At 70.7% G+C, this 16,148-nt stretch carries 12 protein-coding genes; all 12 read right to left on the bottom strand.

Features of this window, described 5'->3' with window-relative positions:
• Positions 1–50 precede the first annotated feature (50 nt).
• The 12 genes from ACFRMN_RS32895 to ACFRMN_RS32840 all read right to left on the bottom strand — a co-directional run bounded on the left by ACFRMN_RS32895 (position 51) and on the right by ACFRMN_RS32840 (position 15,922).
• On the bottom strand, positions 51–932 hold the full coding sequence (locus ACFRMN_RS32895; protein ID WP_383026634.1) for a peptidoglycan-binding protein: 882 nt from the start codon (positions 930–932) through the stop codon (positions 51–53).
• 30 nt (positions 933–962) lie between these two features.
• The gene (locus tag ACFRMN_RS32890; RefSeq protein ID WP_383026631.1) at positions 963–2,558 is read right to left on the bottom strand and encodes a DUF6519 domain-containing protein; all 1,596 of its coding nucleotides are present in this window, start codon (positions 2,556–2,558) and stop codon (positions 963–965) included.
• A gap of 82 nt (positions 2,559–2,640) precedes the next feature.
• A complete protein-coding gene (locus ACFRMN_RS32885; protein ID WP_383026628.1) occupies positions 2,641–4,833 on the bottom strand; it encodes a hypothetical protein in 2,193 nt (730 codons plus the stop codon).
• Positions 4,830–8,600, bottom strand: coding sequence for a putative baseplate assembly protein (locus ACFRMN_RS32880; protein WP_383026625.1), 3,771 nt, complete (start codon positions 8,598–8,600; stop codon positions 4,830–4,832). Before ACFRMN_RS32880 ends, ACFRMN_RS32885 begins: the two co-directional genes overlap by 4 nt.
• Positions 8,597–11,803: a putative baseplate assembly protein gene (locus ACFRMN_RS32875; protein WP_383026623.1), complete on the bottom strand. Its 3,207-nt coding sequence runs from the start codon at positions 11,801–11,803 to the stop codon at positions 8,597–8,599. The genes ACFRMN_RS32880 and ACFRMN_RS32875 overlap by 4 nt, the downstream gene beginning before the upstream one ends.
• Positions 11,800–12,168, bottom strand: coding sequence for a GPW/gp25 family protein (locus ACFRMN_RS32870; protein ID WP_356510649.1), 369 nt, complete (start codon positions 12,166–12,168; stop codon positions 11,800–11,802). Before ACFRMN_RS32870 ends, ACFRMN_RS32875 begins: the two co-directional genes overlap by 4 nt.
• On the bottom strand, positions 12,165–12,500 hold the full coding sequence (locus ACFRMN_RS32865) for a hypothetical protein (protein WP_383026619.1): 336 nt from the start codon (positions 12,498–12,500) through the stop codon (positions 12,165–12,167). The genes ACFRMN_RS32870 and ACFRMN_RS32865 overlap by 4 nt, the downstream gene beginning before the upstream one ends.
• An 86-nt stretch (positions 12,501–12,586) precedes the next feature.
• Positions 12,587–13,111: a phage baseplate assembly protein V gene (locus ACFRMN_RS32860; protein WP_356510645.1), complete on the bottom strand. Its 525-nt coding sequence runs from the start codon at positions 13,109–13,111 to the stop codon at positions 12,587–12,589.
• Positions 13,112–13,129: 18 nt separating this feature from the next.
• Entirely contained in the window at positions 13,130–14,269 is a 1,140-nt protein-coding gene (locus ACFRMN_RS32855; protein WP_383026616.1) for a hypothetical protein, read from the bottom strand.
• On the bottom strand, positions 14,262–14,612 hold the full coding sequence (locus tag ACFRMN_RS32850) for a LysM peptidoglycan-binding domain-containing protein (protein WP_383026613.1): 351 nt from the start codon (positions 14,610–14,612) through the stop codon (positions 14,262–14,264). Before ACFRMN_RS32850 ends, ACFRMN_RS32855 begins: the two co-directional genes overlap by 8 nt.
• Before the next feature lie 6 nt (positions 14,613–14,618).
• Positions 14,619–15,311, bottom strand: a complete 693-nt coding sequence (locus ACFRMN_RS32845; protein ID WP_383026610.1) for a hypothetical protein — start codon at positions 15,309–15,311, stop codon at positions 14,619–14,621.
• Positions 15,308–15,922, bottom strand: coding sequence for a hypothetical protein (locus tag ACFRMN_RS32840; RefSeq protein WP_383026607.1), 615 nt, complete (start codon positions 15,920–15,922; stop codon positions 15,308–15,310). The genes ACFRMN_RS32845 and ACFRMN_RS32840 overlap by 4 nt, the downstream gene beginning before the upstream one ends.
• Between the last annotated feature and the right edge of the window lie 226 nt (positions 15,923–16,148).

The following is a 16,148-nucleotide window of genomic DNA, read 5'->3' as shown; positions in this document are numbered from 1 at the left end:
GGCCGGTGGATCAGTGGGCCGGTGGATCAGCGGGCCAGTGGCCCAGGTGGTCAGACGTTGGGGACCTTGAGCTTGTCCCAGCTCGTCTTGCCCGGCACACCGTCGGCGTCGCTTCCCGTGTAGCCGAGCTTGCGCTGCCAGGCGGCGTACGACGTGCGGTCGGCCTCGGTCCAGTCCGGCCCCGGGCCCACCTCGTACCGTCCGCAGCCCTCCGCCACCAGCCGCTTGCCCATCGCCGTGATCACGGCGCTGCGCCGGCCGGCCGCGAAGAAGGCGGCCCCGGGGAACGGTTCGAACTTCGCCGGAGGCTTCGGCGGCGGCGACGAGGGGCCGTCCGGCTTGCCGCCGAGCCGGTCCCCTATTCGCGTGCGCATCGACTCCATCGTGAAGCCGCGCGGATCGATCTTCCCCGGCTGCCACTCCTTATGGCCGATCACCGAGCGCTGCGTCCAGCCGTGCGCCCGGCAGATGGCCGCCGCGGCCTTCTCGATCGCCTCCAGCTGGGCGGCGGGCCACGGGTCCTTGCCGTCGCCCAGGTTCACGCACTCGAAGCCGTAGAAGTAGCGGTTGCCGTCGGTGTTGGCCTCGTTGTCGGCGGGCAGCCCCGACTCGTTGATCACCGCGCGCAGCACATCGTCGTCGCCGAGTCCGGCGTGGTTGGCCCGGCCGTTGCCGACCAGATAGACCGAGCCGTCCTTGGTGATCACACCGTGGCACAGCGGGCCCGGCAGGCTCGAATGGCCGTTGTAGCAGAGCTCCACGGAGCCTTGCGTTCCCGAGGTCACGGTGTGATGGATCATCACTCCGTGCATCGGCCCCCACGGACCCTTGTGATTGCGGTTGTGCGTACGCCAGCTCCGGTGCTCGACGACGCGCAGACCTTCGTTACGGAGGACTTGCAGCAGTTTGGTGGCGGTCAGAGGCGTTGCCATCGCGATGCTCCTTCACTTTCTGATGAGCTGTCAGTTCTCGGTCTGTCCCTCGCTGTTCTGTTCCGGCTCACGCTCCGCGGTGTCGTCCGCCGCGGCCCGCTCGGCGGCGACGGCCTCTTCCTCGGCCGCCGTCTCCGCCGCCAGTTCCGCTTCGTTCGCCGCGGGGATCGCGGTGGCCAGCGGGGCGAACGCCAGCCGCAGATCGGCGGCGGATCCTTCGCCGAACACCCACGCGAGCGGAGCGTAGTGGTACTGGACCCCGCTGGGTGCGCGGAGCAGCGGCCGACGGGCCGTGTCCTTGGGCCATTCCACATCTCCGGTCGCGGTACGCGCGGGAACGGTCCAGAAATCACCGGAGCGATAACTCTTCCCCGGCTCGAAGTAGACGAGAACGCCGTCCTCCAGCGGCAGCCAGCCGCCCTCCTCGATCCGCAGCGCGCCGTCGCGCGGCTTCGTCGCGCCGCGCTTCTGCCGTCCCGACCGCCCCGCGCCACTCGTGTGGTGCGAGTCCGGCCGGTGGTCCCAGCGGCGCAGGAACGGGTGCAGCTCGGGCCGGCGCCCCACCGACGGGTCCGGCTCGCCGGAGAGCCGTACCCGCCGTCCCGGCAGGTCGACCTCCTCCACCCTGAGCAGCGGCAGCGGCTCGCCCCTGCTCAGATACGCGGTGTCGGCGAACTCGACCTGGTCGCCGACGTTCAGATCGAGCTTGTCGTCACCGCCGAGCGAGGCCAGCTCCACCCACGTACCGTCGAGTCCGTCGACCGGGAAGGTCACCGAACCGTTCTCCCTGGACCACTTGAACGTCGCGTCCTTCGCCGCGCCGCCCTGATGGATCTCCACGCGGTACATCTGGTTCTCCGGCCCCCGGTAGCGCGCGTCCGGCCTCACCAGGCACGGGTCCTCGTCCGCGTGCTCGGGCCGCCGGGCGCGCGCCGCCATCCGCGCCGTCGGCGCCTGCGCCGCCACCCAGGTGGTGAACGCCGAGCGGGCCTGCTCCTGCGGTGTTCCGTCCGCCGGATCCAGCTCCAGTCGCTCACCGGGCAGCGGCAGCAGCTGCCAGACGACCTTGAGCCTGGCCGCCGTGTCGGGCATCGCCGAGCCCAGCGCGACCTCCCGCAGCTGCGGGTCCTCGGCAGCCGTGACCGAACGCTCCCACACCTTCAGATAGACCAGATAGGGGTATTGGGTGGGCAGCCGGTCGCCGGGCCGCTCCGGGTCGCGGTACGCGTCGGGCTGGTCCCAGTACGTCCAGCCGGCCGGCGGTCCCGGCGCCGCCGGAGCGTCCTCGTCACCGTCCTCGGCCGGGGCCGCGTCGTCCTCGACGGGCACCCCGGGCGCCGGGCGAGTCGCGTCCACCAGGATGCCGTCCACGTAGTAGCGGCCACCGGCGATGGTCAGATCGTCCAGCTCCCGGCCGCCGCCCACGAAATCCAGCGCGAATCCGGTGGCACCGCGCGGGCCGCCGTGCGGCCCGATCAGATCGGCGGCGAGGGTACGGGTCTGGTGCAGCTGGATCGCGGCCTGCTCATTCGCGTCCGCGTCGAGCTGGACGCGGCCCTGCTGGGCGATCACCGCCGAGTAGCGCCGGTCGGGCCGGAAGGTGTTGCGGGAGATATCTGCGTGCATGGGAAGGGGTCCCCCTCGGAAGTTCGGCATTCGGTCGCGCGGGATACGGGTTATCGCATAGGGCACACGGAGGAAGGAGGGCTCAGGTCACGGTCACGATCCCGGCGTCGGTACCGGCCGGGGTGTACTCGGCCAGCCGCGCCCGCAGACTGTCCAGCCGCTGCGGCTGGTAGAGATCGTGGAAGGCGCCCATCTCGGCGCCGTCCTCGGCGCCCCTCTTGATCTCCTCGGCGCACCCGGCCGCCAACTGCCCGTACGCGGGAGTGCCGTACCGCTCACTGGTGAACAACGGCCGTACCCGCGCGGCCTCTTCGCCACCCACCAGATCCGGCTGGCAGCGATGGCGGCGCGGGGTGCGCGAGCCGGGCGGTACGTACGAGAACCGCACGCACCCGACGCCCCGCCTGGCCACCCGCAGCGCCCCGGTGAAGACGGAGTTCTCGGCGATCTCCACCGCGTGCGTATGGACCTCCCCGATGACGGTGGTGCGGTGCGCGTGCAGTACGGCGTGGGCATGCCGGCAGTCCGGGGCGGACAGGGCCGCCCGGTCGTGGCCGGTGGCGTCCAGGACGCTGTCGCGGATATGGAGGGGCAACGGGTCGTGCCCCACCTCGTCGCCGATCACCTCGATGGTGCCGAGGACACACCGTTCGATCTCCACGCACGCGGTGGTCCTGTCCAGCACCAGACTCGGTTCCTCGGGGGAGTGCGGCGCGCAGTGGGGCTCCAGTGACCAGCCGGGTACGAGCGTGCAGTGCCGCAGCACGACCGCGCCCATGGGACCGGCGACATGGAGCCCGCGCCCGGTGATCAGCAGACCGTCCAGCACGATCCGGGGAGCGTCGCCCCCGCCCTCCCGCCCGTCCTCGTCGGGCCGCCCCTCCTCGTCCCGCGCCCGGATGTTGAGCGCGTCGGGCCGGTTGCTGTACCAGTCGAGCAGCCGGATCACCGGCCGGGTGCCCTCCGCCGCCCGCACCTCCAGCCGGTCGCCGGGGTCCAGATCGAAGTCCAGCTGCTCCTGATAGGCGCCGCTGTGCGTGATCTCGATCAGCCCGTCGGGCCCGCAGTGTCCGGCCCGCCGGTCCGAGCGCCACTGCCCGTACGCGTCCATGATCCGCTGGTACGGCCGGCCGGGGCCCACCCGGTAGACCGCCGCGGACGCCGGTGTCTCCCGGTCACGAGGGTACTCACCGCCGCCCGTGTCGTCCGCGAACGCGTGGTGGTACGTGACCCACACGCCCTGGCGCGGCGCGGAGCGCGAGCCGAAGGCGATCCGGCCCAGCTCCGGATCGACCGCGACCTGCCCGCGCTTGGGCCGGTAGCGCCAGTCCGTCAGATCCGCCACCACGAGATCCGCCGGCGCCACCGGCTCGTCCTGGCCGTCGCGCCAGACCGTGAAGCTCCTGCCGGGACCGTAGTAGTCCGCGAGCCGGTCGGCCAGCTGCCTGCGGCGGATATACGCGGGGACGTTGTCGACGGTCGCGACATGGGTGGCCGACGGCTCCGGCACCGGCCTGGTCACCAGCGGGGTGTCATTGCCCAGGATCGAGAACGTGTAGAGGTTACGGGCCCGGTCGACGCAGTACGCGGGCGCCTTGGTCAGCCGGTACGGCTTCAGCCGCCACACGAACAGGCCCACCCCCGCGGGGGAGTGGCCGCCTTGCGTACGCGCCGAACCTGCCCGCCGTACGTCCACCGACCGCGCGACCGCGCCGAACGGCCCGCCCGCCAGATCCAGCGCCGCGCCCTCCCGTACATCCACGAGCCGGCCGCGCTCCAGCCGGCGCGCGTTCACGGCCGCCGTCCCCGATCCGTACAGCTTGACCGGCTGCTGATGCGCCAGGAGCCGGGAGAACTCCACCGCACGCGCGGGCCATCCCGCCACGTCCTCGGCCAGCTCCTCCAGCAGCGCCAGAGTGCCCTTGCGCCGCCGGTTGGCGACGGTCGCGGCGACATCGCGGCGCGGCGCCAGCGCCTCGGCGAGCCGGTCGCGCGCCTCCTCGGCGCCGCCGCCGCTCGCCAGGCCCTTCGCGAGCACCCGCTCATAGCCGGGCAGCGGGGTGTGACCGACCAGATCGCCGAGATACGGCAGCACCCAGGGCGCCGCGGTCTCCACGAACCAGTCCTCATAGCTCTGTTCGACCCCGTCGCGGACCCGGTCGACCTGCTCGGCGATCACCGCGAGCAGCGCGCGCAGCGGCTCCCCGCCCTCGGCGTCACGCAGCCGGTGCCACTGCGGAAGCAGCTCCGCGAGCCCGTCCGGTTCCCTGCTCATGTGGTGACCTCCGTCAGAATCAGCGTGTCCGCGACACGCGGTGACAACAGGGCGAGCTGGGCCGGCCTGATACCCCGGAAGACACACACCGCCCGCCCCTTCGCGAGCCGCCGCGTATCGGTGATGTCCGGGTTCAGCCGCAGCAGTTCGGCCAGTGGGATGCCGTACTGGCCGGCGATCCCGGTGAGCGTCTCGCCGTCCCGCTCGGTGACCACGTGCACGTCCTCGTCGTACGTGGCGAGCCGCGCCGGGACCGTCGGGCGCGGCCGGTCCAGCCCTCCAGCGAGCGCGATCAGCTCATCCGGGGTGACGGACGCCGGTGCCCCGGTGAAGACATCGACATCCACATAGTCGACCCCCGGCACCCGGTGGGCCGTCGCCAGCACGTCCGAGAGCCGGGCGGGCTCGCCCAACTCCCTCCGGCCACTGCCGAATTCAGCCAGCAGCGCCTGCCGCAGCCGGGGCTCGACCACACTCCAGGTGTGATCACGGGCCACCTTCACCCGCGCGGCGAGCAGCAACAGCACCAACTCGCGCACGTCCACGCGCACGGGCAGCCGCGAGTCGCCGTAGCGGGCGAGCGAGGACCGCAGGGCGCCCAGCACCTCGGAGTCCTCGGCGATCGCGATGTCATCGACCCCGGCGACCGTCACATGCAGCACCCGCCGCCGCCCGTCGAAGAGCTCGCGGGCCACGGCCCGGCCGATGCCCGCCCGGGAGCGTGCGAAGTCCTCGTAGTCCCTGACGGACACGAGCCGGTCCAGAGCGGAGACCGCGAGCGGGATCGTGCGCCGGGTCAGTCCGGGACCGTCGGCGTCCGCGCCACCCGTGGCGGGCTGCGGATTGGTGACGGCCGTGACGCCCAGCGGCCGGGTGACGGCCTGGGTGATCCGGTCCGCCGGGACGTTGGCGGCGCTGCCGGTGCCGAAGCGGTACCGTGCCCGGACATTCTCGTGCCCGGACGGCAGCCGGGCGCCGAACACCCCGTCGCCGAAGGTCACCGTCGTCCGCCCGTCCGCGGCCGCGCCGATGACATGCACCCGCTCGCGCGGACCGCGTCCGGCCAGGCTGTCCACCGCGTGCCAGAGCAGACCGTCGACCCGTACCTCCAGGGTGGGTGTGGCGCCCAGCGGATTGTCGGCGGGCAGCCAGGTCAGCGGCGACTGCCAGAGGGCGAACGTCTGGTTGATCCGGCCGGCGTCGCCGCTGCCGATCGGCTCGTCGCGGCTCTCGCCGTGCGACGCGGGCACCACATTGCCGTGGACGCGCACGGTGTCACGGCGGTAGCGGTAGGCCAGGTCCGTGGTGAGCGTGAGCCTCGTATGGACATGGTCACCGGGCAGTTGGGGATCGAGTGTCTGCTCCACCGCGGCGATCACCGCCAGTTCGGTGCCCCGCACCCCCGCCGTGTGCGGGGTGTCGGTGCGTTCGCCCGACACGATCAGATGGCGTCCCGGCCGCAACCCGTCGTACAGCTGGGCCAGTTCGAGTTCATTGCCGTGGACATCCTCGCCCAGCGGCTCGTCGGCGAGGCGCAGCGCCTCACCGCCCGCGCGCACGGTGGTGTCCCGGATCGTGGAGAGCAGGACGTCGTGCTCGTCCAGCCAGGGGTCGGCGAGCGTCAGTTCGGTGCCCCGGCCGGTGATGCCGTAGTTGGTGTACGCGGCGGTGCGCATGGCGGTCACCCGGGTGGTGACGGACGCGAGATTCTCGTCGCCCGGGATTCCGTCGGGGCCCTCGGCGCCCTTGCGGGGACGCTCGACCACGACCCAGCTGCCGACCGTGATGCCGTCCTGCACGGAATCGAGCGGCAGCGTATGGCGGTTGGCCTGCTCGGGGACGGTCGCGAGACCGATCTCGACATTCGCCGGCTCGCCGCCGACGGTGTACCGCACGGTCAGCTCAAGCTCTCCGTGGGAGACCTGCTTGTGCTCGCCGGGAGCGAGCCACCACTCCAGGGCCTCGCCGTTGTGCACGGCGACATGGACCCGGCCGTCCTCACCGGGACGGGAGACGAAGAGCGTCCGCTCGGGGAGGCCGGGCAGCAACTGAGCGGTCACGCCGGGCTCCTGGGAGTCGGCCGGGCGCCGGGAGAGCCAGCTCAGATCGCGGTCCTGGGCGGTACGGGTCACCAGCGAGACCCGGCCGGGCGCCAGATCGAAGGTGATCTCGGCGGGCAGATTCTCCGACCGCTGTACGGACGAGCCGGTCTCCGTGTGCTGGAACTCGGCGCGTACCGGCACCCGGCCCGCGGTGTCGTACACGATCCGCATGGTGGTGAGGGACGAGCCGCCCAGCGGCCAGTCGGTCTGCCGGATGACCCGGCCCCGCTCGTCCTGGACGGGCTTGAGCGGCGCCGTCGCCCCGAACGGCGCCGCGGTCACCCGCATCGCCTGGAGCTCGCGCAGCGGCGCGGGCACGGCCGGGGCGGCGTTGCGCCACGCCGCGTACATCCCGTCCGCGACCCGCGGATCGAGCGCGGACAGCAGCCGCGCGCCGAGGTCGGAGCCCGGCGCGAAGAGGCGCGCCGGATCGTGCGGGAGCGCGCGGGCCCCCGACGGGGGCTTGACGACCCGGGTGCGCAGGGCGGGCAGTACGGCGCCGAGCGCCCGCATGGCCGGGGAGTCCGCCGCCCCGGCGTTCGCGGGGGCGGGCGGCACGGGCTGCGAGGGCTCCAACTCGGCGGCCCGCTCCATCAGTTCGCCGACCACGGCCTCCAACCGCTCGAACCAGGCCACCACCTCCTCGTACGGAGCCGCCACGGCCTGCGCCTCGGCCAGCCGCTCGTGCGGATCCGCGAGCCGCCGGGCGAACGCCGCCGGGGACGCGATCCCGTCCAGATCGGCACGCAGCGGCGCCAGCACCTGACCGTCGAACTCCTCGATGATCAGGCTGACGGGGCGCGGATTGGGGTTGTCGGGGGTGGGATCGCCCTCCTCGGCCTCCCGCCCGTCCTTGGTGATCCACTCGCGCAGCTCCGCCACCAGCTCGGCCAGTGACGGAGGCGCGGACTCCGGCAGACCGATCGCCGTCACGTCGTCGTCCCGGTCGATCCGGACGCGCGCGACCGGCAGCAGCAGCCGCCGCCCGGCCGCTTCCCCGTCCGCCCCGAAGACGAACAGCAGCCTGTCCCCGGTCCGGAGCGAGGTGGCCGTCCCGGAGACCTGGATCTCGGAGCGCTCGCGCAGATCGTCCGGGGTGAGCAGGGCAGGCCGGCGCCGGCGTACCGCCAGCTGGTTCCAGGCCCAGCGGGCCGTCAGGTCCTCACTGGTCTCGAAGGTCCGCGACTCCTCGTCGGCCGAGGCGGGCACACTGTTGCCGCGCGCGCCGCGCGGGATCAGCACCGGCAGGTCCTCGGCGCGCGGATCGCGGTCCAGGGTGTACGCGAGATGGGTGTCCGAGGCGATACCGGGCCGTGGCCGGTGCCCGACCAGCCGCCCCAGCAGGGCCAGCGAACGGTACTCACGTGCCGTACGGAGATACCCCTCCTCGGCGATCCGCTCGGAGTGGAACGTGAGCAGGTCACCGACGACCGCCCAGGAGTCGAGCAGCCCGATCGCCGGGTCGTCCGGGGTACGGACGGTCAGTCCGCGCAGCGCGGGATAGGCGGGGGAGGCGAGCCGGTCGAGCATGGCCGCGAGGAACGAGCCGTACTCACCGACCCGGTGGTCGAGGGCCGTCCGGCCCGGCGGGTTGTACGGCGGCCGGGGCGCGTGGCGCTCGTCATGCCCACCGCAGCCGCAGCCGCGGGCGCGGGTGTCACTCATCGTGCCCCTCCGGCCAGTTCGATGGACAGCCGGCCGTTCTCGGGCCGGTCCGGGTCGTTGTCGCAACGCGCGATCTCCAGCGGGCCGATCCGCAGCACGCCTTCCTCCAGTGCGGTGTCGTCGTCGGGTTCCTCGTCGAAGAGCCGGATCAGCCGGGTCACTCGTACGCTCTCCACACCCTGTACGGCCGCCGCCGCGGCCACCAGACGGCTGAGCCGCACCGGTTCGCCGAAGGTCAGCGCGTCGGGGTGGAAGAACCCGAGCCGGCCGCCGGACAGCCGTCCGCCGCCCAGCAGCCGGTACAGCTCGGCCAGGATCCGCCCGTGCTGGTGACCGGGTTCGGCACACACCGTGAGAGCGATGTCCAGCGGTACGTTCCCGGCGGGACCGACGACCAGATCGTGGCCGATCCGGCGGTAGTTCTCCAGGGCGTACGACACCGAGTCGAGCAGCGCGGTCGAGGGATCGCCGGTCCCCAGCGCGTCGATGGCGACATGCGCCTCCTGGACACTGCCCGTCCAGCGGATCTCCGCCGCCGCGCTCCGCACCCCCGGGAGCCCGGCGGCCAGCGCCGCGTAATCCTCGGCGGTGACAGCGCGCAGCCGCGAGCGCTTGAGGTCGAGCGGTGCCAACTGGCGTACCTGGTCGACGGGTTCGGGCTCCGTACCACCGACGGCCGGCAGCGGATTGCGTACCCCGGCCACCGGCATCGGGTCCCCGGCGTCGGCCGCCTCGGGATCACGGCACAGCACCAGATGGTTGATCGCCTCCGCGCCGACATTGCCCGCCGTACCGCCGCCGAGCCGGTAGCGCGGCTCCAGCCGGGCACCCGGTCGCGGACGCGCGCCGTGCCGGCCGTCGCCGAAGCGCAGGGCGATCCGTCCGTCGTCCTCCAGCTCGCCGACGAAGTGCCGGTCGCGAGGGCCGCTGGAGAGCAGATCCCGCCGGGGAGCCCAGGACGAGTCGCCGTCCGTGACACTCACCGCGGGCAGCGCGGCCCGCGGGTCCTGTACGAGCGCCGCGGCGGGCCCGCGCAGCACCGCCTCGCCGGGATGCAGTCCGACCGCGTACGCCGGGCCCCAACTGTGCGCGATCTCCCAGGCGATGGAGCCGTCGAGCACCGTGCCCGCCTGCGCCCGCGCGCTCAGCACCTCAAGCCGGCGCAGCTTCGTGGCGAGCAGCCGCTCGCCGCGGTGCAGCAACTCCCGCAGTGCGCGTACCGGATGGCGTCGCAGCTCAAGACGTTCCAGCACCCGTAATCCGAACAGCACGGTCAGCTCATTGATCTGACGCTCCGTCAGTCCGTCATGGTCGCGGGCGCCGCGCCACAGCTCCACCAGCCGCTCCCGCACCAGGCCCCCGATGGCCGCCAGCCGGGTGGCCTGTCCGGCCGAGACATGGCGGGGCTCAGGGAACGGTACGGACTGGACGACGGGGGAGCGGTCGAGCACAGGCCGGAAACGCGGCCGGATGCCGGGATAGGCGACCTGCGCCAACAGGGTCGCCAGCGCATCCGCCTGGGCGTAGGCGGTGCCGGGGACGACCTTCTCCTGCCGCCGCCCCGCCAGCTCCAGCGTGAGTCCCGCGCGTACCGTCGCGTCCTCACCGACGACGCTGAACAGCTCACGGACCTGATCAGCCGTCAGTGAACGGCCACAACGCGTCTGTTCGATACGGGTGTTGATGAGCGCGGCGGTCGCGTTACCGGCGTCCCCGTCCCAGCAGCCGAAGCCCGACGGCGCACAGGAGCCGAGAACGGCCGGCGCCGGCGGGACGGTGACCGTCTGGGCCGCGCCCCCGTGGAAGGTCAGCGATCGGCCGTGGTCGACGAGCACGACATTCCCGCGCGCCACGCTCACGTCCTCCACCGGCTCACAGCCGGGGCCGCCGCGCGTGGACAGACAGACGGGGAAGGCGAGCGCGTCCTCCCGCGCCCAGGTGACCTCCAGGACGGGCTGGTCCGTCAGCCGGTCCACGCCCGGGGTGACGGAGGTGAGGCGTACGGCCTGCCGGTGCGCCGGATCGGCGTCCCCGGGCGTACCGGACCGCGGCCCCCGTACCTCCTCGATCAGCAGCAGATCGCCCGGGGACAGCTCCAGCGTCCGGGACACACACTCCTTGTCCGCCGACTCCTTGTCCGCCCACGCGTCGCGGAGCGTGGCGGCGGTGGCTCCCCTGGGCAGCGCGCACACCTCGTCGCCCCAGGTCCAGAAGCGGATGGTGTTGTGCTCGGGGGACAGGACCAACGGGTCCTCGGCGACGACCGGTTCGAAGACCTCCACGGAACCGCGTTCGTCCAGCACGGCCAGATCCCGGTCGTCGATGACCGTACCGATCTCGGGCCGGTCACGCGGCCCCAGCGTACGGACGTCGACGGCGGCGAAGCGGAACGTACCGGGCGGCAGTGTCAGCCGACGCGCGGTCTCGACGGTGACGAACGCGCGGGCGTTGACCCCGTCGTGCATCGGATAGTCGATGAGTCGCACATGGCGGCGTACGGACACCCGGCGCCGCGCCGTGTCGAGATACGCCTCGGTCGCGACCGCGTCCTGCTGATGGCTGATCAGATCGGCGGTGTGCGCGAGGAGTTCGACCAGGGTGGTGCCGAGATCGGCGGCGTTGCGCTCGACCCAGCCGGGGGTGGTCAGCGCCAGCCGGTCCAGAATCAGGCGGCGGATCGTGTCGTAGTCCCGTGCGGTGTAGTCGATGACGGGTGCGGGTGCGGGTGCGGGTGCGGTCGTGTGCGGGGGCGCCGCCCCGTCGGTCCCCTCGTCCTTCTCGCAGTCGAAGGGGGTGGGACAGTCCGCCCGGAAGTCGAAGTCGGCCCGGAAGTACCGCTGGTCGAAGCCGGGAAACGGTTCGGTGCCCGGCCGTCCGTACGGATCCGTCCCGACCACCGAGAGCCGGTAGCGGGAGGTGTCGCCGGTGCGGTCGAGTGTGACGAACAGCCGGTCGTCCAGCTCCGGGTCCTCCTCACGCTCCACCGACACCTCGACGGCCTCGATCCCGGTGATCCGCCGTCCGCCGTCGATCCTGATGTTCTCCGGGCAGAGCCCGTGGGGCGCCTTGCCGAGGAACGTGACGGTGAGGGTCAGCCCGTCGTCACCGACCTCGACCGCGTCCACACCACCGAGCCGCGCGGCCCGTACCTTCGTACGCCTGCCGTCCGTACGGCAGGCCAGCTGATCGCTCGGCTCGCTCATACCGGGCCGCTCCCCTCGAACACCTCGTCGCGGCGGCTCGCGGTGGAGCGCACCACATAGCGCAGATACACCCGCACCACGTTCTCCTCGCTCACCACGTCCAGCGCCTCCACCTCGATCAGTTCGCCCAGCCAGCGCTGGAGCGACGCCTGTACGGACAGCTCCAGGGCGGAGGCCAGTTCCGGGCTGTTGGGTGTGAAGACCAGATCGAGCAGACCGCAGCCGAAGTCGGGGCGCATTACGCGCTCGCCGGGGCTGGTGAAGAGCAACTGCTCGATCAGATCCCGCACATGGTCGTCGTAGCCGGCGTGCGCGGTGCGCCCGCGCCGGTCGGTACGGAAGGGAAAAGCGATGTCGCTCCTCATCGGCTGGACACCCCCCGGGTCACGGGGGTGACCACCGGCGGTCCCTGCGGCGCCAGCGCGGCGCTGAAGCAGAGCGCGGACGTGGTGTCGAGCAGCGCGGGCACGCCGTCGATCAGCACACCACCGCGCTCGGGCGTCCAGCGGACCGTGACACACGGATGGGGGACCCCGTCGATGTGGTGCGGGCAGCCGGTGACGGTGAAGACGTCGGTGGCGGTGGGTACCGGCAGGCCGTCGATCCGTACACCGGACGACCGGGCGGAGGCGGGTACGACACGGCCGCCGTGCGGACAGCTGATCGTGGACCCACCGTTCACAACATTCCCGGACAACAGACCTCTCCCCGTTCTGTTCGTCGTCATCGTGATCGTCGTTGTCATTGCCATCGCCATTGCTGTCGCCATTGCCGTCGCTGTCGCTATCGCTTCTTCGGGACGATCAGCCGGCCCTCGTTGATGCTGACCTCGTCGCCGATCAGCACGATGGACGCCCCTTTGCCGTTGCCGATGGTCACGCCCTTCTCGTCGATCTGGACGTACGCACCGCCCTTGGCCTCCAGCAGGATCCCGTCGCCGCCGGGCACGTCCGACATCACCAGCTTGTGGGCGCCGGGAGTCTGGATCACCACCGGCTGCGAGGCGGGCAGCTCCGCGCTCGCACGCGGCGGCAGCTCGGACGCGTCCCCGTACCAACACCCCGTCCAGACAGGGAAGCTGGGATCTCCCTGCTCGAACTCCACCCACACCCCGGCGCCGATCTCCGGGACGGCGTACTGACCCGACTGGCGCCCGGTGAACGGCAGGCAGGGCAGCGCCCAGGTCGACGCCTCGTCGCCCAGCACATCCGGCACCTGGGCCGTGATCCTGCCGATTCTGAGCGGATCCTTGTTGTCGATCACGCGGCCCCGGAACTTGCCGAGGAAGCGGTTGTTCGGTGCCGCCATACGAAATTCTCCTGGTCCCTACGGGCGAACGGTCGTGCCGCGGGCGATGAGGCCCTCGCGGGAGAGCGTGAAGTTCTGCTGGTACGAGCCGGGCCTGAGGTTGTGGGTGACGCTCTTGACGTAGTAGTCGCCGTCGTAGGTCACCCCGGCCCCTCGGACCCCCACCAACTCCCTTGGCCGCAGCACATATCCATGCCGGTTGACATCCAGCGACCCCGAGCCGGAGATCGCGTCCGCCGAGGTCGCGGCCCTGGCGAGGGCCTCGGCGCTCGCCTGCCCGAGGTCCTTCTTCGCCGTACCGGAGAGCGTTCTGCGCTTGAGCGCAGGGGTGGCCCGCCTGCCGAGCGGGGGCCGCAGCGGACTGATGTCGGGCTGGGAGAGCAGCGTGGAGTCGCGCGACGCCGGATCCTGCACGCGCGCCTGCGGCTCCTCGCGGGCGGTCCCGTCGTACGCGAACGTCAGCTGGTCGACGGTCGAGTTGTTGTCCATATTCACATTGAGCGCGTGCTGACGCTGCCCGAGCCGCTGCTCGGGCCCCCAGAACGCGCTGGACCGTCCGGGCACGGGCCCCGGGTCGAGATAGAACGTGTAGCCATTGGCCTTGGCCAGCTCGTTCACGTACTGGAGATCGGTCCCGGTCTGGTAATCGACGCGGTACTGCTCGCGGGCCGGCTGCTGAATCTGCTCGCGGATGATGCGCGCGTCGATCCCGTAGTCGGCGTACTTCGCGAGAATCCGCTCGACGCGCTGCGAGGGCGCGAGATTGGGATACCGGTCGGTCCGCTCCTCAAGGTCCATCAGCAGGGTGAGGTCCTCGCCGGTGACCGTGAGCGTCGTCTGCCCCGGCTGATTGCTGGCGCCGACCTCCTGACGCACGATCAGCCCGTCGAGCAGCACGGTCGTGGTCCCCTTGACGGAGGCCGCGACGATCACCCGTGTCCGCGGATCGAAGAACCCCTCGGGCAGCAGCCGCCGCGTGATCACACCGGTCTTCGTCAGATCGAACGCGATCTGAAACCCGCTCCGTTCCCCGGACGTGGTCGTGATCTGAGCGGACAGCAGCGCCTCGGTCACCTCCGCGGGCACGGGCCGGGTGAGCTTGGGCCCCATATGGAGGGTGAGATGGACGGGCCCGGTCCCGATCGGCTCATCAGCCATGGAATCCACCCGGCAGAGGAATGTCGATCTGACGACCGGGCTCGGCGGTCAGCTCACGTGGGTCGAGGACGGGGTTGGCGTCAGCGATCTGCCACCACTGCCCGGGATCGCCGAAGTAGCGCTGCCCGAGATGATCGAGCCGCTCACCGCTGTTGACGGTATGGGGCGCGGTCTCGTCGACGGCCGCGCTGAGGGACGGCAGCAACCGCCGCTTGGCATACCGCACTTCGGTACCGTCGGGTTGTACGTGCACCCCGATCTCGGCGTCGTGATACCGACTGGAACGGGGGTACGGATGAGCCCCGGGTATCCCGTCCAACGCACTCTCATACGGCTCGATCACTGTGGCCTACCTCCCCATCCCGATACCGCCACCAACGCCACCACTCAGCCCCAGAGCCCCGATCTGCCCCGCGGCCACCCGAGCGGCGAGCCGCTCCTTCTGCGCCAGATGCGCGAGATACAACTCGGCACCCCGATGCCCGGCGGGCAGATCACTGACCGTCAGCACCTTCAGCCCGATGCTGAGCGCGGCCCGTATGGGGTTCAGATTGACGTCGAACGCCGACTCATTGATCGACAGCTCGGTCAGCCGCACGGGCATGACGCGCTTGCTGCCCCAGGTGAAGAGGGTCAGCGGCGTCTCGATCGGACTGATCTCGATGGTCCCGTTCTGCGCCAGGCGGGACGCGGCCCGTAACTGCGCCGTGGTGGGCTGCACCAGCATTTCGAGGACGGCGAGCTGCGGATGAATCCCATCGGGCGCCGCCACATCCAGCTGATCGGTCGCGTCGATCTCGGCGGTGAACTTCCACGTCTCCTGCGCCGGCCCCTTGAGCCGCAGCGCCTCATTCCGATCCCCGCTTCCACTCCCCCCTCCACCGGAGTCCCCACTACCGCCGGCGGCCTGGGGCGCGACGGAGCGTTCGAGGGTGTCGGGATTGAACTGCAGCACGATGATGCGCTGGGGAGTGCCGCGCTCGGGATCGACGATGACGATCCCGGACCGAATGGGCTTTGGAATATTCGCGTAGCGGGTCACAACCGGTCCTCCAGACGTCCCCGAAGGCCGCTGTAGTCGTGGCCGGGAAAGGCTTCTTCAAGTGTGCCCAGGGAAAGTTCCAATTGGTTGGCGAGCTGGCGAAATTCATCGTCAGCCAATCGCCTGTCAGCGTAAAGGTACTGCCAGCCCGGGATCCCTTTCGTGATGAGTAGGGTGTCCAAGTACGACGAGTAATCGAGATCCAGTAGCTCAAACCGTTGTTGGTTCATGTCATAGAACCAGATCTCCTGACATGGGGTCATGTCCATGGGGACCCGCAGCGCCGTGAGACGGCCTGAACCTGGCGCTTCTTCCAGTGTCTTGATTTCGCCCATCACTAGTTGCTCTGACACTGTAAGCCGTTCGTCCATGTAAGGCATGTAGTGCCCCGATAGGCAAACCCTGAGATCTTTGAGGGCGAACTCTCCGTATACGTAGTGATCGGGAGTGTGCCAGGAGAGATGGATTCGGTCGTCATCGAGCAGATGATCCTCAACGTCATCGACGGCGGTAGGCCCCATGTATCGGCGAATAAGTTTCGCATCGTCTTCCGTAAGTGAGCGTTCTCGTTCGCTTGTGATTTCGTACTTTTCCACGATGAATTCATCCATGGACCTTACTTCTTCGAATGCCTCGCGGGCGCGCAACTGAAATGCGGTTGGCATCTCGTTCTCCCTGGTTAGTTCTTCCAGTCAATCTTTCCTGCTCTGGCGAGCTGATTGAGCTTTGCGAGCGCGGGGTTGACTAGTGTCTTGTGATTCTGATCGTGTTACTTCGAGTTGTTATTGACGAGTTTCTTCACGCTGGTCTGGACGAGTCGGACCTTGGTGAGGATCT

The sequence above is a fragment of the Streptomyces sp. NPDC056835 genome (genome assembly GCF_042789485.1).
GTDB lineage: Bacteria > Actinomycetota > Actinomycetes > Streptomycetales > Streptomycetaceae > Streptomyces.
Note: the sequence above shows the minus strand (reverse complement) of the source record. Positions and strands in the feature narration are given on the sequence as shown.